24 protein-coding genes and 1 tRNA gene are annotated in these 20,283 nt (G+C 60.9%); 19 read left to right on the top strand and 6 right to left on the bottom strand.

All coding sequences use genetic code 11. The features are described 5' to 3' along the window. Window positions 1–140: 140 nt before the first annotated feature. Together ygfZ and LUB09_RS06480 are read left to right on the top strand one after the other, a co-directional pair. A complete protein-coding gene (ygfZ, locus tag LUB09_RS06485; RefSeq protein ID WP_231422083.1) occupies window positions 141–1,082 on the top strand; it encodes a CAF17-like 4Fe-4S cluster assembly/insertion protein YgfZ in 942 nt (313 codons plus the stop codon). Between the two features lie 36 nt (window positions 1,083–1,118). Further along, complete coding sequence (locus LUB09_RS06480) at window positions 1,119–1,940, top strand: HDOD domain-containing protein (RefSeq protein ID WP_209989928.1); 822 nt, start codon at window positions 1,119–1,121, stop codon at window positions 1,938–1,940. A gap of 1 nt (window position 1,941) precedes the next feature. On the opposite strand, the gene LUB09_RS06475 is transcribed toward LUB09_RS06480, so the two are convergent. After that, window positions 1,942–3,327, bottom strand: a complete 1,386-nt coding sequence (locus LUB09_RS06475; RefSeq protein ID WP_209989925.1) for a sensor histidine kinase — start codon at window positions 3,325–3,327, stop codon at window positions 1,942–1,944. Continuing rightward, window positions 3,320–3,991: a response regulator gene (locus LUB09_RS06470; RefSeq protein ID WP_057007903.1), complete on the bottom strand. Its 672-nt coding sequence runs from the start codon at window positions 3,989–3,991 to the stop codon at window positions 3,320–3,322. Before LUB09_RS06470 ends, LUB09_RS06475 begins: the two co-directional genes overlap by 8 nt. Before the next feature lie 235 nt (window positions 3,992–4,226). Between LUB09_RS06470 and LUB09_RS06465 the strand changes: the two genes are divergently transcribed. The 5 genes from LUB09_RS06465 to LUB09_RS06445 are packed head-to-tail and all read left to right on the top strand — an operon-like array spanning window position 4,227 to window position 9,596. After that, complete coding sequence (locus LUB09_RS06465; RefSeq protein ID WP_231422082.1) at window positions 4,227–5,519, top strand: OprD family porin; 1,293 nt, start codon at window positions 4,227–4,229, stop codon at window positions 5,517–5,519. 31 nt (window positions 5,520–5,550) lie between these two features. Then, window positions 5,551–6,534 carry a Bug family tripartite tricarboxylate transporter substrate binding protein gene (locus tag LUB09_RS06460; RefSeq protein WP_209989919.1) on the top strand — a complete coding sequence of 328 codons (984 nt, stop codon included), beginning with the start codon at window positions 5,551–5,553 and terminating at the stop codon, window positions 6,532–6,534. Window positions 6,535–6,591: 57 nt separating this feature from the next. Then, window positions 6,592–7,050 carry a tripartite tricarboxylate transporter TctB family protein gene (locus LUB09_RS06455; protein WP_231422080.1) on the top strand — a complete coding sequence of 153 codons (459 nt, stop codon included), beginning with the start codon at window positions 6,592–6,594 and terminating at the stop codon, window positions 7,048–7,050. 1 nt (window position 7,051) lies between these two features. Continuing rightward, complete coding sequence (locus tag LUB09_RS06450; RefSeq protein WP_057007900.1) at window positions 7,052–8,566, top strand: tripartite tricarboxylate transporter permease; 1,515 nt, start codon at window positions 7,052–7,054, stop codon at window positions 8,564–8,566. Then, complete coding sequence (locus LUB09_RS06445; protein WP_231422078.1) at window positions 8,559–9,596, top strand: AbrB family transcriptional regulator; 1,038 nt, start codon at window positions 8,559–8,561, stop codon at window positions 9,594–9,596. Before LUB09_RS06450 ends, LUB09_RS06445 begins: the two co-directional genes overlap by 8 nt. Before the next feature lie 28 nt (window positions 9,597–9,624). Here the strand turns inward: LUB09_RS06445 and ung are convergent, their stop codons facing one another. Then, window positions 9,625–10,317: a uracil-DNA glycosylase gene (gene ung / locus LUB09_RS06440; RefSeq protein ID WP_003233900.1), complete on the bottom strand. Its 693-nt coding sequence runs from the start codon at window positions 10,315–10,317 to the stop codon at window positions 9,625–9,627. 137 nt (window positions 10,318–10,454) lie between these two features. On the opposite strand from ung, the gene LUB09_RS06435 reads away from it, so the two are divergent. Then, window positions 10,455–11,567 (top strand): enoyl-CoA hydratase/isomerase family protein, encoded by a 1,113-nt coding sequence (locus tag LUB09_RS06435; RefSeq protein ID WP_231422076.1) that lies wholly within the window; start codon window positions 10,455–10,457, stop codon window positions 11,565–11,567. Window positions 11,568–11,570: 3 nt separating this feature from the next. Here the strand turns inward: LUB09_RS06435 and LUB09_RS06430 are convergent, their stop codons facing one another. Both LUB09_RS06430 and LUB09_RS06425 read right to left on the bottom strand, forming a co-directional pair. After that, entirely contained in the window at window positions 11,571–12,005 is a 435-nt protein-coding gene (locus tag LUB09_RS06430) for a DUF3757 domain-containing protein (RefSeq protein WP_231422074.1), read from the bottom strand. Window positions 12,006–12,166: 161 nt separating this feature from the next. Beyond that, the gene (locus LUB09_RS06425; protein WP_231422073.1) at window positions 12,167–12,508 is read right to left on the bottom strand and encodes a hypothetical protein; all 342 of its coding nucleotides are present in this window, start codon (window positions 12,506–12,508) and stop codon (window positions 12,167–12,169) included. A 310-nt stretch (window positions 12,509–12,818) separates the two neighbouring features. Here LUB09_RS06425 and LUB09_RS06420 point away from each other — a divergent pair, with 310 nt between their 5' ends. The 10 genes from LUB09_RS06420 (at window position 12,819) to LUB09_RS06375 (ending at window position 18,889) form a co-directional block, all read left to right on the top strand. Continuing rightward, window positions 12,819–14,441 carry a methyl-accepting chemotaxis protein gene (locus tag LUB09_RS06420; RefSeq protein WP_231422071.1) on the top strand — a complete coding sequence of 541 codons (1,623 nt, stop codon included), beginning with the start codon at window positions 12,819–12,821 and terminating at the stop codon, window positions 14,439–14,441. Window positions 14,442–14,503: 62 nt separating this feature from the next. Next, the gene (locus tag LUB09_RS06415) at window positions 14,504–14,716 is read left to right on the top strand and encodes a cysteine-rich CWC family protein (protein ID WP_209989897.1); all 213 of its coding nucleotides are present in this window, start codon (window positions 14,504–14,506) and stop codon (window positions 14,714–14,716) included. Further along, window positions 14,706–15,398 carry a pseudouridine synthase gene (locus tag LUB09_RS06410; protein ID WP_231422069.1) on the top strand — a complete coding sequence of 231 codons (693 nt, stop codon included), beginning with the start codon at window positions 14,706–14,708 and terminating at the stop codon, window positions 15,396–15,398. Before LUB09_RS06415 ends, LUB09_RS06410 begins: the two co-directional genes overlap by 11 nt. A gap of 83 nt (window positions 15,399–15,481) precedes the next feature. Next, complete coding sequence (locus LUB09_RS06405; RefSeq protein WP_231422067.1) at window positions 15,482–16,366, top strand: alpha/beta fold hydrolase; 885 nt, start codon at window positions 15,482–15,484, stop codon at window positions 16,364–16,366. Window positions 16,367–16,461: 95 nt separating this feature from the next. Continuing rightward, a tRNA-Gly gene (locus tag LUB09_RS06400) sits at window positions 16,462–16,535 on the top strand. Window positions 16,536–16,729: 194 nt separating this feature from the next. Beyond that, a complete protein-coding gene (locus tag LUB09_RS06395) occupies window positions 16,730–17,254 on the top strand; it encodes a DUF3833 domain-containing protein (protein WP_231422065.1) in 525 nt (174 codons plus the stop codon). Window positions 17,255–17,275: 21 nt separating this feature from the next. Then, window positions 17,276–17,581 (top strand): DUF6482 family protein, encoded by a 306-nt coding sequence (locus LUB09_RS06390; RefSeq protein WP_231422063.1) that lies wholly within the window; start codon window positions 17,276–17,278, stop codon window positions 17,579–17,581. A 177-nt stretch (window positions 17,582–17,758) separates the two neighbouring features. After that, entirely contained in the window at window positions 17,759–17,941 is a 183-nt protein-coding gene (locus tag LUB09_RS06385; RefSeq protein WP_003233882.1) for a type II toxin-antitoxin system HicA family toxin, read from the top strand. Between the two features lie 21 nt (window positions 17,942–17,962). Next, window positions 17,963–18,373, top strand: coding sequence for a type II toxin-antitoxin system HicB family antitoxin (locus tag LUB09_RS06380; RefSeq protein WP_057007889.1), 411 nt, complete (start codon window positions 17,963–17,965; stop codon window positions 18,371–18,373). 15 nt (window positions 18,374–18,388) lie between these two features. Next, entirely contained in the window at window positions 18,389–18,889 is a 501-nt protein-coding gene (locus tag LUB09_RS06375; RefSeq protein ID WP_231422061.1) for a methylated-DNA--[protein]-cysteine S-methyltransferase, read from the top strand. On the opposite strand, the gene LUB09_RS06370 is transcribed toward LUB09_RS06375, so the two are convergent. Next, the gene (locus tag LUB09_RS06370; RefSeq protein WP_231422060.1) at window positions 18,890–19,672 is read right to left on the bottom strand and encodes a GNAT family N-acetyltransferase; all 783 of its coding nucleotides are present in this window, start codon (window positions 19,670–19,672) and stop codon (window positions 18,890–18,892) included. Between the two features lie 175 nt (window positions 19,673–19,847). On the opposite strand from LUB09_RS06370, the gene LUB09_RS06365 reads away from it, so the two are divergent. After that, window positions 19,848–20,273 (top strand): low affinity iron permease family protein, encoded by a 426-nt coding sequence (locus LUB09_RS06365; RefSeq protein WP_231422059.1) that lies wholly within the window; start codon window positions 19,848–19,850, stop codon window positions 20,271–20,273. Window positions 20,274–20,283 lie beyond the last annotated feature (10 nt).

The following is a 20,283-nucleotide window of genomic DNA, read 5'->3' as shown; positions in this document are numbered from 1 at the left end:
GGAACGCTCCTCAAATAGCGCGCAAGTATACAGGCCCGGCGGCACCCGAACAGCCAGCGTTGGTCGCGCCCCGAGGAAACTATCCATTTGCCGGGCGCCCCTCTATGATGCACGCATGACTTTTTGACCTGCGATGACCCATGGCCGACTCTGCTTTCTTCTGCCCCCTGTCCCACGAAGGCGTTCTCGCCGTCCGTGGCGCCGATGCCGCCAAATTCCTGCAGGGCCAACTCACCTGCAACCTCAATTACCTGAGTGACACCCAGGCCAGCCTTGGCGCGCGCTGCACGCAAAAAGGCCGCATGCAATCAAGCTTTCGCATTGTGTTGCAAGGTGACGGCGTGCTGATGGCCATGGCCACTGAGCTGCTGGAGCCGCAACTGGCGGACTTGAAAAAATACGCGGTATTTTCCAAATCCAGGCTCACCGACGAAAGCGCCGCCTGGGTTCGTTTCGGTCTTGCAAATGCTGATAAAGCGCTGAGCAGCCTGGGCCTCGAGCTGCCGGACGACACCGACATCGTAGCGCGTACCGATGCGCTGATCGCCATTCGCGTCTCCCCTGACCGCGCCGAACTCTGGGCACCTGCCGAACACGCTGAAGCCGTACGCAGCCACCTGGCCGCGCAGCTTGACGAAGCGGGTTTGAACGAATGGCTGCTGGGCCAGATCCGCGCAGGGATTGGCCAAGTGATGCCACAGACCCGCGAGCTGTTCATTCCGCAGATGCTCAACCTGCAGGCTGTGGGCGGTGTCAGCTTCAAAAAGGGCTGTTACACCGGCCAGGAAATCGTCGCGCGCATGCAGTACCTGGGCAAACTCAAACGCCGCCTGTATCGCCTGAGCCTTGATGCCACACAGACGCCAGAACCCGGCACTGCACTGTTCTCCCCCAGCCACGGCAGCTCGATTGGCGAAGTGGTGATTGCGGCAAAAGCCGACCTGTCGATTGAACTTCTGGCGGTGTTGCAAGCCGAAGCTGCCGATAATGGCGACGTGCATTTGGGCTCGCTGGAAGGGCCTGCCCTGCAGTTGCTCGACCTGCCCTATCAACTTGATCGAGATCGAGAGATTCAGCGCTGATCACCGTACTTTTTTGCAGCACCCTTGAGAGCATGAATGAACAAACTGGCGGATAAAGTCCAACAGGCTTTGGTAAAGGCCATCGATAACGATGACCTGGTTCTGCCGACATTGCCGGAGGTGGCCCTGAACATTCGTCAGGCCGCCGAAAACCCGGATATCAGCATCAGCCACTTGAGCAAAGTGATCGGTCGCGACACCGCGCTGTCCGCACGCCTGATCAAAGTGGTAAACAGTCCGTTGTTGCGTGCCACTCAGGAAGTCACCAACCTGCACACCGCCATTACCCGGCTGGGCACCAACTACAGCAGCAACCTCGCCATCGGCCTGGTGATGGAACAGATCTTCCATGCCCGCTCCGAGGTGGTCGAACAGAAAATGCGTGACGTGTGGCGCCGCAGCCTGGAAGTGGCGGGCGTCAGCTACGCCCTGTGCCGCAGTCACTCACAGCTCAAGCCGGACCAGGCCGCCCTTGGCGGGCTGGTACACCAGATCGGCGTGCTGCCGATTCTCACCTACGCCGAAGATCACTACCAGTTGCTGTCCGACCCGGTCAGCCTCAACCACGTGATCGACAGCATCCACCCGCTGTTGGGCGACAAGCTGCTGAGCGTCTGGGACTTTCCGGAAATGCTCGCCAAGCTGCCCGGCCAATACCTGAACCTGGAGCGCGATTCCGCCAGGCTCGACTACATCGACATCGTTCAGGCAGCTGTGCTGTATTGCCATCGCGGCACTGATCATCCGCTGGCTGACGTGCCGTTGCCCGACGTGCCGTCGATCATCAAGCTGCGCATTGACCCCGACAGCGAGACCCTGCGCGCGCAGCTGGATGAAGCACGCTCGATGTTCTACTGATTCAACCGGCGACAAAACTTACCCGCACCTTCAACCCCGCCAACTCGCCATCATGCAGGCTGATCTGCGCCAGATGCGCACGGCAGATCTCGCCGACGATCGCCAGCCCCAGGCCTGATCCCATGCCCTGCTGACTGCGCCGATAGAAGCGCTCGAACACCCGGTCGCGTTCATCCAGCGGGATACCGGGGCCATCGTCCTCGACTTCAAGCACCGCCGGCGCCATGACCCGCAGGATTACATTGCCACCCGGCGGCGTATGCGCCAGGGCGTTATCCACCAGGTTGCTCAAAAGCTCGTTAAGCAGCGTCGGTTCGCCGCGCAGCCACACCGGCTCATCGGCCTCCAGCGCCAGGGCCACGCCGCGCGCATGGGCCAGCGGTGCCATGGCCATGCCCAGCTCTCGGGCCAATTGGCTGAGGTCAAGCAACTGCGCGCCGCCTTCGGCAATCGCGCGGGCACCGTTCTCGATGCGGGCCAGGGACAATAACTGATTGGCCAGATGAGTCAGGCGGTCGGTGCCTTGGGCGGCGCTCTCCAGAGTGCTGCGCCACGTGGCGGGCGCGTCGCTGCGCAGGCCCAGCTCAAGCCGGGCCTTGAGCGCCGCCAACGGGGTGCGCAATTCGTGGGCGGCGTCGGCAATGAACTGCGCCTGACGCTCGAACTGGCCGCGCAGGCGCTCGGTGAAGTGGTTGAGGGACCGCACCAGCGGGCCGAATTCATGCTGCACTTCCACCAGCGGCAGCGGGCGCAGGTCGTCGGGCTGGCGTTCTTCCACCGCTGTACGCAGGCGCTCCAGCGGGCGCAGCGCCGCGCTCACGGCAAACCACACCAGCAGCAGTGCACCGACGCCCAGCATGCCCAGGCGCAACAACGTGTCGGCCGCCAGGCTGCGGGCCATGCTGACGCGTGCTTCATCGGTTTCGGCCACGCGAATTTCCGCCATGCCGTTCATGTTCGGCTCGGAGACGGCCTTGAGCAGGCTGACCACCCGCACTTCCTGCCCTTGATACACCGCGTTGTAGAAACGCGCCAAGGCCGGATAGTCGTCAGTTCGCGGCGTGCCCGGGGGCGGGCCGGGAAGGTGCTCGTAGCCGGAGATGAGCTTCTGATCAATATCATTGACCTGGTAATAAATGCGCCCGGCGCTGTCGTAGGCGAAGGTGTCCAGCGCCACATAGGGCACGTTGGCGCTGAGGGTGCCGTCGACCTGGGTCAGGCCGGCGGCGATGGTGCGCGCCGAGGCCAGCAGCGTGCGGTCATACGCCGTGTCGGCGGCCTCTCGACCGTTCCAGTAAGCACTCAAGCCACTGGCAATCATCAACACCACCAGCAACAACGCGAGGTTCCACAGCAGGCGCCAGCGCAGGCTGCTGGGCTTATGCATCGCGGGCTTCCAACAGGTAGCCCAGGCCTCGGAAGGTCACGATGGCAATGGGCTGGCCGTCGAGCTTCTTGCGCAGGCGGTGCACGTAGATTTCGATGGCGTCGGGGCTGGCTTCCTCATCCAGGCCGAAGACCTGGGAGGCGAGTTGCTCCTTGCTCATCACCCGGCCAGGCCGTGCGATCAGCGCTTCGAGCACGGCCTGCTCGCGGGACGTCAGGGTCATCAGCTCGCCGCCGACGGTAAAGCGTCGCGTGTCGAGGTCGTAGACCAGCACGCCGCAGGCCTGCTGGCGCTCGCCGCCGAGCACACTGCGCCGCAGCAGCGCCTTGACCCGCGCCTCAAGTTCCGTCAGTTCGAACGGCTTGGCGAGGTAATCGTCAGCGCCCAAATTCAAACCATGCACACGGTCCTTCACATCACTGCGCGCGGTCAGCATCAGCACCGGCAGATTTTTCCCACGGGCGCGCAGCCGCGCCAATACCTCAAAACCATCCATGCGCGGCAGCCCCACGTCGAGGATCGCCACCGCGTAATCCTCGCTGTTCAAGGCCAGGTCGGCGGCCACCCCATCGTGCAGCACGTCGACGGTCAAGCCCGTGCTCTTGAGCGCCTGGGCGACACTTTCGGCGAGCTGCAAATGGTCTTCAACCAAGAGGACACGCATGGATTTCTACCTCATTCAGGAGTGGTCGATGCCACGCTTCGCCGGGCAGTTTACAGGCGCCGCCTGGCCTGTGAAGCCCGAAAACATTGAAAGGCTACTGAAAGGTTAGCGAAAGCTTCGCGCTTTAGGATCCAAACACGGTGGTTCCAGCCCGCCGAGCGACCTGACCGTCGCGCCCGAAAAACGCCTCGACGCGTTTTCGCCAAAAATAAGAACAATAACGGAGTTCACAACGATGCTGTCGACACAGCCCCAGGCTTGCCCGCCTGTTCGTTTTCCCCGCATGACCCACACTGCCCTTGCCAGCGCCGCGGCCCTTGCCGGTTTTTCACCGCTCGGCCAGGCTGCCTTCTTCGAAGACAGCAGCGCGACCCTCGAAACCCGCAACATGTACTTCAACCGCGACTTCCGCGACGGCACCAGCGCCCAGCAATCCAGGCGCGATGAATGGGCTCAGGGTTTCATGCTCAACCTTCAGTCGGGCTACACCGACGGCACCATCGGCTTTGGCGTGGATGCGCTGGGCATGCTCGGCGTCAAGCTCGACTCCAGCCCCGACCGCACCGGCACCGGCCTCTTGCCCACCCATGACGATGGCCGCGCCGCCAACCAATATTCCAAGCTGGGCCTGACGGGCAAGGTGAAAGTGTCCGCCACCGAGCTGAAAATCGGTGCGTTGATGCCCGAACTGCCGATCCTCAAGCCCAACGACGGGCGCATCCTGCCGCAGACCTTCAACGGCGGCCTGCTGACCTCCAAAGAATTCAAGAACCTGACGTTCACCGGTGGCCGCCTCGACAAGGCCAAGGAGCGCGACGACAGCAACTACGAGGACATCGCCCTCAACAACAAAAACAGCCGCTTCCTCAGCGGCGCCACCGGCAAGCACTTCAACTTCGGTGGCGTGGACTATAAATTCGCCGACAAGATCACCGGCAGCTACCACTTCGCCCAGCTCGACGATGTCTACCGTCAGCACTTCCTCGGCCTGGTCGCCGCCCGTCCCATGGGCCCCGGCACGTTCGGCGCCGACCTGCGGCTGGCCATCAGCGACGACACCGGCGCCGCCCGCGGCGGCAAGATCGACAACACCTCCCTCAGCGGCCTGTTCAGCTATGCCCTCAACGGCCACAAGCTCAGCGCCGGTTACCAGCGCATGTCCGGCGACAGCGCGTTCCCCTATGTGGATGGCAGCGACCCGTACCTGGTCAACTTCGTGCAGATCAACGACTTTGCCGGCGCCGAAGAGCGCTCCTGGCAGGCCCGTTACGACTACGACTTCGCCAAACTGGGCATTCCCGGCCTGAGCTTCATGAGCCGTTACCTGTCGGGTGACAACATCCGGCTGAGGAACGGCGAGACCGGCAAGGAATGGGAGCGCAACAGCGAGATCAAGTACGTGGTGCAAAGTGGCACGTTCAAGGATGTGGCGGTGCGCCTGCGTAACGCCACTTACCGCTCCAATTATTCAGCCCGTGATGCGGATGAAATGCGCGTGCTGGTGAGCTACAGCGTCGCACTCTGGTAAGCAACTCATAACAACAATGACGGAGAAACCCATGACCCTTTCACTGCGTAAACTGGCCCTCGCCGCCGGCTGCATGCTGTTCGCCGGCCAACTGCTGGCCGCCGACGAGCCCAAGCGCCCGGAGTGCATCGCCCCGGCCTCCCCCGGCGGTGGTTTTGACCTGACCTGCAAGCTGGCGCAAAGCGCGCTGGTCAACGAGAAGCTGCTGAGCAAGCCGATGCGCGTGACTTACATGCCCGGCGGCGTCGGTGCGGTGGCCTACAACGCCGTGGTCGCCCAGCGCCCTGGCGACGCCGGCACACTGGTTGCCTGGTCCAGCGGTTCGCTGTTGAACCTGGCCCAGGGCAAGTTCGGACGATTCGATGAAAACGCCGTGCGCTGGCTGGCGGCGGTGGGCACCAGCTACGGGGCCATCGCAGTAAAAGCCGATTCTCCCTACAAGAACCTCGATGATCTCGTAAAAGCCTTGAAGAAAGATCCGGGCAGCGTGGTGATCGGTTCCGGCGGCACCGTGGGCAGTCAGGACTGGATGCAAACCGCGCTGATCGCCAAGGCTGCCGGAATCAACCCGCGCGAGCTGCGCTACGTGGCCCTCGAGGGCGGCGGTGAAATCGCCACTGCCTTGCTCGGTGGTCACATCCAGGTGGGCAGCACCGACATCTCCGACTCCATGCCGCACATCCTCAGCGGTGACATGCGCCTGCTGGCGGTGTTCTCCGAGCAGCGTCTGGATGAGCCGGAAATGAAGAATATCCCCACCGCTAAAGAGCAAGGCTACGACATTGTCTGGCCAGTGGTGCGCGGTTTCTACCTCGGGCCAAAGGTCAGTGATGCCGACTACGCCTGGTGGAAAGAAGCCTTCGACAAGCTGCTGGCGTCCGAAGAATTCGCCAAGCTGCGTGATCAGCGCGAGCTGTTCCCGTTTGCCATGACCGGTCCGGAGCTGGACACCTACGTGAAAAAACAGGTGGCTGACTACAAAGTGCTGGCCAAAGAGTTCGGCCTGATCCAGTAAACGCCCGTCATGTAACGCCGCTTCGGCAAGCCTGCCGAAGTGGCCTTGGAGTTTCCCATGCTCTTACAACGCATTTTCGCCGCGATGATGCTGCTGGCCTGCGCCGGCCTGGCCTTGATGGCCTGGCCGTATCAGGCGGCGTTTTCCTACGAGCCGGTCGGGCCTCGCGCCTACCCGCTGCTGATGCTCGGGCTGATGAGCCTGGGCCTGATCTATATGCTGTTTCGCCCGCAACCCACCCGGCACACCGAAGAAGAACCGGCGCTGGACCGCGAAACCCTGGTCAAGATCGGCCTCTGCGTTGCGCTGCTGATCGTGTTTGCCGGCACCTTCGAACCCCTGGGTTTCATTCTCAGCAGCATGCTGATCGGCATCCCGATGGCGCGCCTGTACGGCGGCCGCTGGCTGCCCAGCGTGGTGATCGTGACCTTGATGGCTGTCGGCCTTTATCTGCTGTTCGATAAAGCCATGGATGTGCCGCTGCCCCTCGGCCTGCTCGACGTTCTGGAGAACTGATATGGATACTTTTGGCTATTTGGGCCAGGGTTTCGGCGTCGCGCTGAGCCCGTATAACCTGGTGACCGCCCTGTGCGGCACCTTGATCGGTACCGTCGTCGGCCTGTTGCCGGGCCTGGGCCCGATCAACGGCGTAGCGCTGCTGATCCCTATCGCCTTCGCCCTGGGCCTGCCGCCGGAGTCGGCGTTGATCCTGCTGGCTGCGGTGTACCTGGGTTGCGAATACGGCGGCCGTATCAGCTCGATCCTGCTGAACATCCCGGGCGAAGCCTCCACTGTGATGACCACCCTCGACGGTTATCCGATGGCCCGTAAAGGCCTGGCCGGCGTGGCACTGTCGTTGTCGGCATGGAGTTCGTTCATCGGCGCGTTTATCGCCACCTGCGGCATGGTGCTGTTTGCGCCGCTGCTGGCCAAATGGGCGATCGCCTTCGGCCCCGCTGAATACTTTGTCCTGATGGTATTCGCGATTGTGTGCCTGGGCGGCATGGCCGGCGACAAGCCGTTGAAGACCTTTGTGGCGGCGCTGATGGGCTTGTTCCTGTCAGCAGTGGGTATCGACGCCAACAGCGGCGTGTACCGGTTTACCGGCGACAACATCCACCTCACCGACGGCATCCAGTTTGTCGTGCTGGTGCTGGGCCTGTTCTCCATCAGTGAGATCCTGTTGCTGCTGGAAAAAACCCACCGCGGCCAGGAAGCGGTGAAGGCCACCGGACGCATGATGTTCAACCTGAAGGAAGCCGGTGCGGTCTTCGTCGTCAACATCCGTTGCGGCCTGCTGGGCTTCATCATGGGCGTGCTGCCGGGTGCGGGTGCCACTCTGGCCTCGGCGGTTGCCTACATGACCGAGAAGCGTATCGCCGGCGCCAGCGGCAAATTCGGCCAGGGCGACATGCGCGGTCTGGCTGCGCCGGAAACCGCCATCGGCGCTTCCGCCTGCGGCGCGCTGGTGCCGATGCTGACGCTCGGTGTGCCCGGTTCAGGCACTACCGCGGTGATGATCGGCGCCCTGTCGCTGTACAACATCACCCCGGGCCCGCTGCTGTTCCAACAGCAACCGGACATCGTCTGGGGCCTGATCGCCTCGCTGTTCATCGCCAACATCATGCTGGTGATTCTCAACATTCCGATGATCCGTATCTTCACGCGCATCCTCGCCGTGCCTAACTGGGCGCTGGTGCCGGTGATCGCCATCATCACCGCGATCGGTGTATACGCGGTTCACGCCACCACCTTCGACCTGTTCCTGATGGTGGGTATCGGTATCTTCGGTTATATCCTGCGCAAGCTGGACTTCCCGCTGTCGCCGGTGCTGCTGGGCTTCATCCTTGGCGGTTTGATGGAGCAGAACCTGCGCCGGGCGCTGTCGATCTCCAACGGTGCGCTGGAGATTCTCTGGTCGAGCCCGATCACCCTGGGTGTGTGGGTACTGACCGCGTTGATGCTGATGTTCCCGCTGATCCGCATCTACCGTAAACGCGCCCTGCAGCGTCGTGCCCTGGCCGATGTCTGACGTCACCTTCAAGCAATGGTGGGGAACACCACTGGTCGGCCTGGCCGGTGGTTACCTGGCCAGCCTCGTCGGCTGGCCTTTGCCGTACATGGTTGGCTCGTTGCTGGCGATCATCCTGGTGCGCTGCCTCACGCCCTGGCAGTTGGCCGAGATTCCCGGCGGGCGCAAGTGCGGCCAATGGGTGGTGGGCATCGGCATCGGCCTGCATTTCACCCCGGTGGTGATCGAGCAGGTGATGAGCCACTTCGGGCTGATTTTCTTCGGTGCCTTGATCACCAGCCTGTCGAGCGTGGTCGGCGTGTGGTTGATGCGGCGCAGCGGCGAAGACCGCGCCACTGCGTTTTTCTCCAGCATGCCGGGCGGTTCCGGTGAGATGGTCAACCTCGGCGCACGCAATGGTGCCGTGCTCAGCCGGGTGGCCGCCGGGCAAAGCCTGCGCGTGCTGGTGGTGGTGCTGTGTATCCCGGCGATCTTCAAGTATTTACTGGGCGGCGGTGCGCCACAGTTTCATCCGGCACCCGTCGACTGGGCCTGGCTGGCCCTGCTGTTCCCGGTAGGCGCGCTGGTCGCCTGGGGCTGGCAACGCTTGCGCCAACCCAACCCCTGGCTGTTCGGGCCGTTGCTGGTAAGTGCCATTGCCAGCGTGACCTGGGACCTGCACATTGGCCTGCCTGACGGCGGCAGTCAGGTTGGCCAGTGGCTGATCGGCAGTGGTTTGGGCTGCCACTTCAACCGTCAGTTTTTTCGCCGTGCGCCCTCCTTCATGGGCCGCACCCTGATCGGCACGGCCTTGACCATGGCGCTGGCGACACTGGCGGCGGTAGGGCTGAGCGCCCTGACCCAATTGGACCTGCGCTCACTGACCCTGGGCATGATGCCCGGCGGCATTGCGGAAATGAGCCTCACCGCAGAGACCTTGCAACTGTCGGTGCCGTTGGTGACGGCGATGCAGGTGATGCGCTTGTTGTTCGTGCTGTTTTTGGCCGAGCCGTTGTTTCGGCGCTGGGAGCGCCAACCCGACAACATGTGAAAACTTCGACGTTTTTCTGCCGCCGGCTTCAGATCGGCGGCAGCCGCCAGTCAATTGGCGCCTCGCCATTCTGCTCAAGAAACTTGTTGGTGCGGCTGAAGTGACCGCAGCCCAGAAACCCGCGATACGCCGACAAGGGCGACGGGTGCACCGAGGTCAGTACCAGATGCTTGGTGGCATCGATCAGCTTCTGCTTGCCCTGGGCATGAGCGCCCCACAGCAGGAACACCAGATGCGGCTGATGCTCACTGACCACTTCGATAATCCGATCGGTAAAGAACTGCCAGCCCTTGCCAGCATGCGCATTGGCGTTGGCGCGTTCCACCGTCATGGTGGTATTGAGCATCAGCACACCCTGGTCAGCCCAGCTTTGCAGATAGCCGTGGTTGGGAATGTCGATATTCAGGTCGCGCTTGAGTTCTTTGTAGATGTTGACCAGCGACGGCGGTGCCGGCACGCCCGGCTGCACCGAAAAACACAGGCCATGGGCCTGGCCGGGACCGTGATAAGGATCCTGGCCGAGGATCACGACCTTGACCTTGTCCAGCGGCGTGGAGTTGAGGGCGTTGAAAATCAGCGGGCCCGGGGGGTAGATTTCCTTGCCGGCCGCATGTTCCTGACGCAGAAACTCGCGCAATTGGGCCATATAGGGCTTGTCGAACTCCTCACGCAGGGCGTGCTTCCAGCTGGGCTCGAGTTTGATACGGTCGCCGTCGGTCATGTTGGGTTCATCGTGCAGAAAAAGAATGGGCGAACCCTAGGAAACGTGCCCCCGCTTGTCAATTGATCTGACACACCACCGGCACTTTCCCGTGGAGCGATCATACTGATCCTTCACCTTCTCGATTTGAGGTCACGATGAATCTGCACTTCGAAGAGCTGACCGGCAGCGGCGGCGCCCGTATCGGCATCGCCAGCCTGGACGCTGAAAAATCCCTCAATGCCCTTTCCCTGCCCATGATTCTGGGCCTTGGCGAACGCCTGGAGGCCTGGGCCAAAGACCCCAACATCGTCTGCGTGCTGCTGCGCGGCAACGGACCCAAGGCCTTTTGCGCCGGTGGCGAAGTGCGCAGCCTGGCCCAGGCGTGCCTTGAGCAACCCGGCGAAGTACCGGCCCTGGCCGCGCAGTTTTTCGCCGCCGAGTACCGCCTTGACTACCGTCTGCACACCTATCCCAAGCCGGTGATTTGCTGGGGCCATGGCTACGTACTGGGCGGCGGCATGGGCCTGCTGCAAAGTGCGTCTGTACGCATCGTTACGCCCGGCAGCCGTCTGGCCATGCCGGAGATCAGCATCGGCCTGTACCCGGACGTAGGCGCCAGCCGCTTCCTGTCGCGCCTGCCCGGCAAACTCGGCCTGTTCCTGGGCCTGACCGGCGCGCACATCAATGGCCGCGACGCCCTGGACCTGGGGCTGGCGGACCGTTTCCTGCGCGACGATCAGCAAGAAGAACTGCTCGAAAGCCTGCTGCAACTCAATTGGCAGGAACAGAGCGCGATGCAACTCAACAGCCTGCTCAAGGCCCTGGCCCGGGAGGCCGTCGACCAGCAGCCCGAAGCGCAATGGCTGCCACGCCGGGCGCAAATCGACGACTGGCTGGACGTGGGCGATGTGCGCTGTGCGTGGCGCGCCTTGAGCCAGCTAAGTGATCACGCTGACCCGCTGCTGAGCCGCGCCGGCAAGACCCTCAGCGAAGGCTGCCCGCTGACCGCACATCTGCTGTGGGAACAGCTGCAGCGCGCACGCCACCTGTCGCTGGCCGAGGTGTTCCAGATGGAGTACACCATGACGCTGAACTGCTGCCGCCATCCGGAATTCAGTGAAGGTGTTCGCGCGCGATTGATCGACAAGGATCAGAAACCCCGTTGGCACTGGCCCGATATCAACACAGTGCCAGAAGCCGTGGTGCAGGCGCATTTTCACAAGGCGTGGGAGGGACGACATCCCCTGGCGGATTTTTCCTACTTCTGACAGTTATAGCCTCGGCTTCGAGAGTGTGAATGCACAGTTGTCAGGCTGACTGTCCTGGCAGATATACACTTCTTGTTCAAGCGGGTCCTTGGCGATCTGCCAGTGCAAGGTGCTTGTCAATGAAAAGGCTTCGACTACGTCAGCTTTTCCTGGGCGCAACGCCACGCTCTGGCCGCTGCAGGTACGGTAAACGCACTTATCCAAGCGACCGTTTTCGCGCTCTTGATCCTTCTCCGGGATGAAAATCGCACCAATGAAACGGTCGACAAAATCCCGGTGTTGGACTTTAGAACTCTGCCAGGGCAAACGCATATCGGACGTCAGGAAAAAGCCTTCGACATACCTGATTGTCGATGGGTAAGGACAGCCAAACTCTTCGTGGGCCTGGGCGAACCCGCCAACCATAAGCAAATACAGACAAATCACGTTTCTTATCATTTTAGAGTTCCATCCATTTCCCTGGGCATTTCGAGGGCACAACGGCCGTCCCCAGTGAAGTCCATTTGAGTCTTATAAGATACCTGTTAATTCTGACAGTACCGACAAACGGTAGGCATAAAAAAACGGCGCCTTTGGCGCCGTTTCCGTTAATAGAGCATTCATCGATGGCCGCCACTCCCTCCGCCATGGTCACCGCCGCGTCCTCGTCCACCGTTATGCCAACGGTCACCCCAACCCTGATTCGGGTAAGGCCGGTATCCGGCGCGCGGCCCGTAGTAGCGCGGCGACGGTTGGTAGTAGCGAGGGGCCGGGGTGTAGTAGCGCGGGGCCGGGTAGTAATCCCGCCGGTACTGATACGCCGGGCCGCCGCCGTAGTAATACACAGGCGCCGGCTCGGTGTAGACCTCGGAGCGATAGTAGGTGGTGGTGCCCTCGTAATAGGGCACACAGCCGGAAAGCGTCAGGCCGAGCAATGCAGCAAGCAGCAGTCGTCGATACATGGCGGCCTCCTGGACCGCGGAAGAGCACCTCCAGCGACGCTGGAGAGCGGCATTCAGCCTTCACTGAATGACGAAATATCTGACATCAAAAACTGAATCTGGTGCGTTTTGGTAATAGCTTGATACATCTCCTTTGAACGCCCGACTGGCTTGAATATTGCCTCACCGCTGGTCGACTTGATCATTGAATAACGGAACATTTCTGGACGAAATGAAACTTTAAATAATTCGATAATGTCACTATGCCATCGCACAACAGCACGGAGGCTCTAGAGCGAGCATCCTACTCTTATACCCTCGGATTTCCGCCATGAAGATTTCAACCAAACTGCTGCTCTCATTTGTAATGTGTGCGTTTATTACCCTGGGCGTTGGCGCACTGGGCATCAAAGGCGTGATCCGTCTGGCTTCGGCCCTCGATTTAACGTTTTCCAACAATCTGGTCTCGGTCAGCAACACTGCAGCGACCCTCAATGGCCTGGTGTCACACAACCGTGGCTTGTACCGGTTGATGGACGCCAATAATGGCGACGTTGCGCGTGAAGATCGTGAGCGCGTGCGTCAAGATGTTGCCAATCAACTCAAGGCCGGCCTGAGCGCTTACGCCACTTACCGCGCGACACCGCTGGAAGATGACGAACGCGCCGCTGGGGACAAGTTTGATCAGATGTTGCCCGGCTATATCAGCAACTCCGAACGCATCGTTGCATTGCTCGACGCTGGCCAGACCGAACAGGCACGAGCACTACTCAACGGCACCAACAACGAAATGTTCAGGCAGGCCCGCGAACTGATCCGCGTCATGATCGATTCCAACAACCGCCAGATCAAAGAAGGCTCGGCCGCCGCCGATGACCTGCGCAGCAGCGCCATGAATTGGATGATCGGCGGTATCGTGCTGGCCTTTATCATCGCTATCACGGTCGGCCTGCTGATCACGCGACTGATCACGCGGCCTATCGCCCAGGCCGTGGAAAGCGCCCAGCGGATCGCCAAGGGCGACCTGACCCACGCGATCCTCACCGATCGCACCGATGAAGCCGGTCAACTGCTGATGGCAATTTCGGATATGCAGAGCGGATTGAAAAGCACACTACTGGAAATCGCCAATGCTTCGGATCAACTGGCATCCTCTGCTGAAGAGCTGAGCGCGGTGACCGACGAGAGCACGCGCAGCCTCACCCGCCAGAACGACGAAATCCAGCAAGCCGCCACCGCCGTCAACCAGATGACCGCAGCCGTCGACGAAGTGGCCAGCAACGCCGAGTCCACCTCGGAGGCTTCGAGCCAGGCCACCACAGAGGCTGAAGAAGGCCAGCAGCAGGTGCAACAGGCTGTTTCCGGCATGAGCTCGATGGTGGTGGAAATCAACGACTCGACGCAATCGGTCGCCGACCTCGCCAATCAGGTTCGCGAAATCGGCAAAGTGATCGATGTGATTCGCGGCATCGCCGACCAAACCAACCTGCTGGCGCTCAACGCGGCCATCGAAGCAGCGCGCGCGGGCGAGCAGGGCCGTGGTTTTGCGGTGGTCGCCGACGAGGTGCGCGCATTGGCCCATCGCACCCAGACCTCCACCGTGGACATTGAAAAAATGATCGGCGAAGTACAGGCCGGCGCCGACGATGCCGTGGCGGCGATGAACAAGAGCCTCACCTGGGCCAATAATACCCAGACCCTGGCGCAGAACGCCGGGCACGCGTTGCAGCGGATTACCAGCAGCGTGGCGAAGATCAACGAACGCAATCTGGTGATCGCCTCCGCGTCCGAAGAGCAGGCTCAGGTGGCCCGCGAGGTCGACCGCAACCTGCTGAACATCCAGGACCTGTCGGCCCAGACCGCCGCCGGTGCCAACCAGACCAACGCTTCCAGCCAGGACCTTTCACGCCTGGCGACCTCGTTCAATCTGCTGGTGAGCAAGTTCAAGCTGTAAGTAGCCTGGCGCGGGTGGGCACTGTATCGTGCAAGGCAACCTTGCTCGATACCGCCAGCCCCATGACCACGCCCTCCCTCTGCCCCGCCTGCGGCGCCCGCAATGATTGCACCCTGGCCGACCCACGCACCGCAGGCATGGCCTGCTGGTGCTTCAGCGTCAGCATCGACCCGGCGCTGCTGCAGGCCCTTCCCGATGAATTACGCAACAAGGCCTGCCTGTGCCCGCGTTGCGCCCAGGTGGACGAACAATTGCGCAATCCCGATGCGCGTTGATCGCTTGCTCAGCAACCTGCCGCGCTTTAATCGCAAGCAGGTACGCCTGTTATTGGTGGAACGGCGGGTGAGCGTCGATGGGGTGGCGGTCAGCGATCCGCATCACGACGTGCGCGAATTCAGCCGGGTGTGCGTGGACGATGAGGTGGTGCAAGCCGGTAAACCGGCGCGCTATTTCATGCTGCACAAACCCCGGGGCTGCGTGAGCGCCACGTCGGACCCGCAACACCCCACAGTCCTCGACCTGCTGGATGAACCGGACAAGCATGAGTTGCATATCGCCGGTCGCCTGGACTTCAACACCACCGGCCTGCTGCTGCTCACCAACGACGGCCAGTGGTCGCGGCGCCTGACGCAACCGACGACCAAGCTGCCCAAGGTTTACCGGGTGGAAACCGAGCAGGCCATCGGCGACGCGTACGCGGTGACGTTCAAGGCCGGCCTGTACTTTGCCTTCGAAGACCTCACCACCCAGCCGGCCGAGCTGGCGTTGCTGGGGCCGAGAACCGCGCGACTGAGCATCATCGAAGGCCGTTACCACCAGGTAAAACGCATGTTCGGGCACTTCGACAACAAGGTACTGGCCTTGCACCGCGAGCGCATGGGGCCGCTTGAGCTGGATAGCGCGCTGGCGCCCGGCGAGTATCGCCCGTTGCACCCGCAAGAGATTCAGCACGTCTGAGGCCGTGTCAGCATTGCCTGCCTGTCATAAAGCACGTGCAGAGTGGTTTACGCGCTCTACCCGCTTGCCAGGAGTCTTACGACATGACGCCAGAAATCGCTGTGTTGGATATACAGGGTCAGTATCGGGTTTACACGGAGTTCTACCGCGCGGAAGCGGCTGAAAAGACCATCGTCCTGGTCAACGGCTCGATGGCCACCACGGCCTCCTTCGCCCAGACCGTGAAAAGCCTGCACCCGCAATTCAATGTGGTTCTGTATGACCAGCCCTACGCCGGTCGTTCCCGAATCCACAACCGCCATGAGCACATGCTGACGAAGGAAGTCGAAGGCCGGATCCTGCTGGAACTCATCGACCACTTCGCCGCCGAACACGTGCTGTCTTTCTCCTGGGGCGGCACGGCGGCGCTGGTGGCCTTGTCCCAGCGGCCCCGGCGCGTGGAAAAGGCGGTGATCAGCTCGTTCTCCCCGGTGATCAACGCGCCCATGCGTGACTATCTTGAGCGCGGCGCCGATTACCTCGGCAACCGCGACCGCCACCGCGTCGGCCATCTGGTCAACAGCACCCTCGGCAAGCACCTGCCGTCACTGTTCAAACGCTTCAATTACAAGCACGTCAGCAGCCTGGCCGAGCACGAATACGGGCAGATGCATTTTCACATCAGCCGGATGCTGGACGGTGATCGACAGTGTTATCTCAAGGCGGCCAAGGCCATCGACATACCGGTGCTGTTCATCAATGGCGAGTGGGACGAATACACCTGCCCCCAGGATGCCCGGTTGTTCGGACAGCACGTGGCGCACAGCAGCTTCAGCACGATTCAGGCAACCGGGCATTTCCTCGACATGGAGCACAAGGCGGCATGCCGGGACAGCCAGGAGGCGGTGGTGGGATTCTTGAAAGGGGAGCGGCCATTGAACCGGTTGAGAGGTCAGCAGGAACGGACGCAGCAGGCATTCGCAATCTGAAATGCCGTCCCTGTGGACGCGACAGTGAACTCATACATTTTTGAAGAAAAACTTCAAATCGCGGCGAACATCTGGTACAAAGTCAGCCGCTTTGAGCGGGTATAGTTTAGTGGCAAAACGAAAGCTTCCCAAGCTTTAGTTGAGGGTTCGATTCCCTCTACCCGCTCCACTCTTTTTGAGTCCGACGTCGCAAAATGTTGACGGAAGATGCAGAAAAACCGGTCCGAATGGCCGGTTTTTTTATGGCTGCGATTTGAGTCAAGCGTCAGACTGCCCTTCAAGACCTGTACAAACCAATAATTTTGTACAACCATCACCCCTTGAGCGCCGGTAATACGCCGCGCGCGGTCGAGGAGCCAGGCCATGCCGCGCCTTCTGGTTTCACTGTTGCTGATATTGAGCCTGGGCGGCTGCGCCCATGTGGGCGTCGAGCACTATGCCAATCAGCAACCGCAATTGGATCTGCAGCGTTTCTTCAGCAAGCCCGTCAAGGCCTGGGGCATATTCGAGAAACGCTCGGGCGAGGTGGCCAAGCGTTTTGAGGTAGACATCACCAGCCGGCGCGAGGGCAATGCGCTGATTCTTGACGAACGCTTTCTGTACAGCGATGGCACGCGCCAGCAGCGGGTGTGGACGCTCACCCCCGATGGCCCTGGGCGCTGGCGTGGACGCGCCGCTGATGTGGTGGGCGAAGCCATCGGCGAAGTGGCCGGCAATGCACTGCGCTGGCGCTACCGGCTCAACCTGCCGGTGGATGGCTCGGTGTATGAAGTCAGTTTTGACGACTGGATGTACCTGATGGATGAAGACACGCTGATCAACCGCTCGAGCATGTCCAAGTTCGGCGTTGAGTGGGGCCAGGTCACGTTGTTCTTTCGTCGCCAATAAACCTGAACGCGAGGGTGAATCATGAATGTGCAAATGCTGACCGAACTGGCCGAGAAAGGCGCAATACGGGAGCTGGAGCTGCTGTCGCTGGAGGGCGGCTTCTACATTGCTCGTGTGACACTCGATGACGGTGAACTGACCTTGCTGGACGATCATGGCAAAACCCTGCGCCTGCGCTCCACCACCCACTTGCGCGACCTCTTGCAGCGCGTTCCGCCATTCCCCTGTGTGCTGGTGCAGCAGTGCGTGCATGACGAAATGTGTGGCACGCGCACCGGGCCTATCGGTGCCTTGCGCATTCCGTTTTCGCTCGCGGCAACGCACTAGACGCTTCGCCTGCGTAGCAAAACCTCGCAATACCTCTCTCCAGCGTCGTTCCCAGGCGCTCATACACTGCAGTGACCACTCACCGAAATACCGCTCATCAACTTCCGGTAGGTAGAGTGTTGATATTTTATTTTCTGTGGTTATAGTCACCACCAACACACGCCACAAGGAGGTGTTGTGGACAGTCGATATTTGATAGGTCATATCGTTGCGGATGGCTGGTATCTGGTGCGTATCAGAGGCAGTCATCATCACTACAAGCACCCGACCAAGCCGGGACTGGTGACGATTCCTCATCCAAAAAAGGATCTGTTGGACAAGACCGCCAAGAGCATTTTGAAACAGGCTCTGCTGAGTTAAACGTCTGTGGAGGACAAAAACATGCTGTACCCCATCGCAATTTCAACCGGTGACAAAGACCACGCCTGGGGCGTGGAAGTCCCGGATATCCCTGGCTGCTATTCGGCCGGCGACGACCTGGACGACGCCATGGCCATGGCCCGCGAAGCCATTGAAGGGCACTTCGAAATCCTTGCCGAAGACGGCTCGCCGATTCCCGGCGCGCAAAAAGTCACCGTGCATGCCGCCAATCCCCAATACGCTGGCTGCACCTGGGCAGTGGTGGACATCGATGTCACCCGCTATTTGGGCAAGGCGCAAAAACTCAACATCACCTTGCCTGGCTATCTGCTCAATCGCATTGATGACTATGTGCTGCACCATCCGGAAGAAAAAAGCCGTTCAGGTTTTCTGGCATCGGCAGCACTCAAGGTACTGCAGAAGGGCCATTGACCCAGGAGCGTGCTGATGTCTCACGAATACATCCTCATGCCCTCGCCCGTCGGCCAACTCACCCTGGTGGCGCGCGCCGGCAAGCTCGCGGCCATCCTGTGGGAAACCGAGCGCGCCAACCGTGTACGCCTGGATAATCTGATCGAAGCCCGCGATAACCCGGTGCTGCTGGAAACCGAGCGCCAGTTGCACGAATACTTCGCCGGAACGCGCAACCACTTCGAACTGGAGCTGGATTTCGCCGGCACCGTTTTCCAGAAGCAGGTCTGGCAAGCGCTGCTGACCATTCCCTTCGGCGACACCCGCAGCTACAGCCAGATTGCGCGGCAGATCGGCAACCCTACTGCCGTTCGCGCGGTAGGCGCTGCCAACGGTCGCAATCCCATCTCGATCATTGCGCCGTGCCATCGCGTCATTGGCGCATCGGGCACCTTGACCGGGTTTGCCGGAGGGCTCGAGGCCAAGCAGTATCTGTTGACGCTTGAAAACCGCAACCAGACCAACATGGGGTTCTGACTACGCCTGTGCAACCGGGCCCCGCACAAAGGTCTGATAATCGAACAACCGCTCGAAACCCAAGGCTCGATAGAGCGATGTGGCCGCTGAAGTCGCCTCCAGAAAACAGAACCGCCCGCCCAGGCGCCAGGCATGAAGCAGGGCTGTCTGGATCAATCGAGTGCCATAGCCCTTGCCGCGAAAACCCGCGACGGTGCCAAAATCGTTGATGCGCGCCGCCCCGTCACACATCGACAACGTCAACGAAGAAGCTACCTGGCCGTCGGCAGACAACACGAAGTGGTACAGCGCTTCACCCGCCTCAAGGGCCCGTTCGTGCCGCTGTTGATAATGCGCGACCTCTACGGGGGTCGACGAGAACGCACTGACAAGCGGGACGGCCCATTGCGTGAGGTTGCGGGTCAGGCTGATCTGCACCGCGCCGTTGCATTGCATTGGTGTAAACGGTAGCAATTGAAGGGCCATTGCGCTGGTCACTTCTGCAGCACGAAAGCCAAGGCCCGTGAGCAGCTCGCGTAACGTCTCAACCTTTTGCTCGTGCATCACCAGGCGTATCGGCAGCGTGGTACGGCGGATCAAAGCCAGCGCAGTGGCCAGTTCAGCGCTCGACGGTACGCAGCCCAACCGAACGATGAGCAGGTTCTGCGGGCCGTCGCTCTCATCGATGAAATAGGTGCTGACACACGAGCCATAGCAGCGATACGGCAAGCAGGTTGCGGAATAAAAATGCTCGTCGGTTTTTTGATAGAGCGCGCTCAGCTCACAGGCGCTGTCATTGGGCATGGGCAATATCCAGGCAAAAGCCCAGTCTTGGATGTGACGCAGCAACGCGCAGTAAGCCGTTTCCTAAAAGAGCATCAAAAAAGCCTCAACTGGCGTGGGAAGCTAATTGTAAAAAGAAATTTCACGGGCCAGTCACGGTCGATATGTTCATCACCCACTTCAAAGGAAAAAGGTCATGAAATTCGCCGCCATCTCACAATCCCTGTCCCGCTGGGCAGGCAGTGCCCGGACGTTCTATGCGGCCGTCGCATTGATTTGCTTGTGGAGCCTGAGCGGGCCGTACTTCCACTACAACGACACCTGGCAGCTGATCATCAATACCTCAACCACCATCATCACGTTTCTGATGGTGTTCCTGATCCAGAACACGCAAAACCGCGACAATGACATCCTGCACATCAAGATCGATGAGCTGCTGCGCGTCTCCAAGGACGCGCAGAACGCGGTGCTGAGCCTGGATGGCCTGGACCGCAAAGAGCTGGAAAAACTACGCCAGGAATACCGCAGCATCGGCAAAACCGGCACCGTCAGCTTGAACAGCAGTTGCGGCATCGCTGCCGATCATGCCGAACACGCCAGGACCGACCTGAACCAGGCATGAAAAAACGGCG

The sequence above is a fragment of the Pseudomonas sp. Leaf59 genome (genome assembly GCF_920984685.1).
GTDB lineage: Bacteria > Pseudomonadota > Gammaproteobacteria > Pseudomonadales > Pseudomonadaceae > Aquipseudomonas.
This window is presented reverse-complemented; position numbering and strand designations above follow the sequence as displayed.

Bases quoted from the DNA above. Each gene is read 5' to 3' on its own strand.
- LUB09_RS06445 (WP_231422078.1), top strand. From the start codon at position 8,559: ATGTCTGACGTCACCTTCAAGCAATGGTGGGGAACACCACTGGTCGGC.
- LUB09_RS06455 (WP_231422080.1), top strand. From the start codon at position 6,592: ATGCTCTTACAACGCATTTTCGCCGCGATGATGCTGCTGGCCTGCGCC.
- LUB09_RS06435 (WP_231422076.1), top strand. From the start codon at position 10,455: ATGAATCTGCACTTCGAAGAGCTGACCGGCAGCGGCGGCGCCCGTATC.
- LUB09_RS06465 (WP_231422082.1), top strand. From the start codon at position 4,227: ATGCTGTCGACACAGCCCCAGGCTTGCCCGCCTGTTCGTTTTCCCCGC.
- LUB09_RS06430 (WP_231422074.1), bottom strand. From the start codon at position 12,005: ATGATAAGAAACGTGATTTGTCTGTATTTGCTTATGGTTGGCGGGTTC.
- LUB09_RS06375 (WP_231422061.1), top strand. From the start codon at position 18,389: ATGTCTCACGAATACATCCTCATGCCCTCGCCCGTCGGCCAACTCACC.
- LUB09_RS06365 (WP_231422059.1), top strand. From the start codon at position 19,848: ATGAAATTCGCCGCCATCTCACAATCCCTGTCCCGCTGGGCAGGCAGT.
- LUB09_RS06405 (WP_231422067.1), top strand. From the start codon at position 15,482: ATGACGCCAGAAATCGCTGTGTTGGATATACAGGGTCAGTATCGGGTT.
- LUB09_RS06390 (WP_231422063.1), top strand. From the start codon at position 17,276: ATGAATGTGCAAATGCTGACCGAACTGGCCGAGAAAGGCGCAATACGG.
- LUB09_RS06420 (WP_231422071.1), top strand. From the start codon at position 12,819: ATGAAGATTTCAACCAAACTGCTGCTCTCATTTGTAATGTGTGCGTTT.
- LUB09_RS06370 (WP_231422060.1), bottom strand. From the start codon at position 19,672: ATGCCCAATGACAGCGCCTGTGAGCTGAGCGCGCTCTATCAAAAAACC.
- LUB09_RS06475 (WP_209989925.1), bottom strand. From the start codon at position 3,327: ATGCATAAGCCCAGCAGCCTGCGCTGGCGCCTGCTGTGGAACCTCGCG.
- ygfZ (WP_231422083.1), top strand. From the start codon at position 141: ATGGCCGACTCTGCTTTCTTCTGCCCCCTGTCCCACGAAGGCGTTCTC.
- LUB09_RS06410 (WP_231422069.1), top strand. From the start codon at position 14,706: ATGCGCGTTGATCGCTTGCTCAGCAACCTGCCGCGCTTTAATCGCAAG.
- LUB09_RS06425 (WP_231422073.1), bottom strand. From the start codon at position 12,508: ATGTATCGACGACTGCTGCTTGCTGCATTGCTCGGCCTGACGCTTTCC.
- LUB09_RS06395 (WP_231422065.1), top strand. From the start codon at position 16,730: ATGCCGCGCCTTCTGGTTTCACTGTTGCTGATATTGAGCCTGGGCGGC.
- LUB09_RS06380 (WP_057007889.1), top strand. From the start codon at position 17,963: ATGCTGTACCCCATCGCAATTTCAACCGGTGACAAAGACCACGCCTGG.
- LUB09_RS06470 (WP_057007903.1), bottom strand. From the start codon at position 3,991: ATGCGTGTCCTCTTGGTTGAAGACCATTTGCAGCTCGCCGAAAGTGTC.
- LUB09_RS06480 (WP_209989928.1), top strand. From the start codon at position 1,119: ATGAACAAACTGGCGGATAAAGTCCAACAGGCTTTGGTAAAGGCCATC.
- ung (WP_003233900.1), bottom strand. From the start codon at position 10,317: ATGACCGACGGCGACCGTATCAAACTCGAGCCCAGCTGGAAGCACGCC.
- LUB09_RS06460 (WP_209989919.1), top strand. From the start codon at position 5,551: ATGACCCTTTCACTGCGTAAACTGGCCCTCGCCGCCGGCTGCATGCTG.
- LUB09_RS06450 (WP_057007900.1), top strand. From the start codon at position 7,052: ATGGATACTTTTGGCTATTTGGGCCAGGGTTTCGGCGTCGCGCTGAGC.
- LUB09_RS06415 (WP_209989897.1), top strand. From the start codon at position 14,504: ATGACCACGCCCTCCCTCTGCCCCGCCTGCGGCGCCCGCAATGATTGC.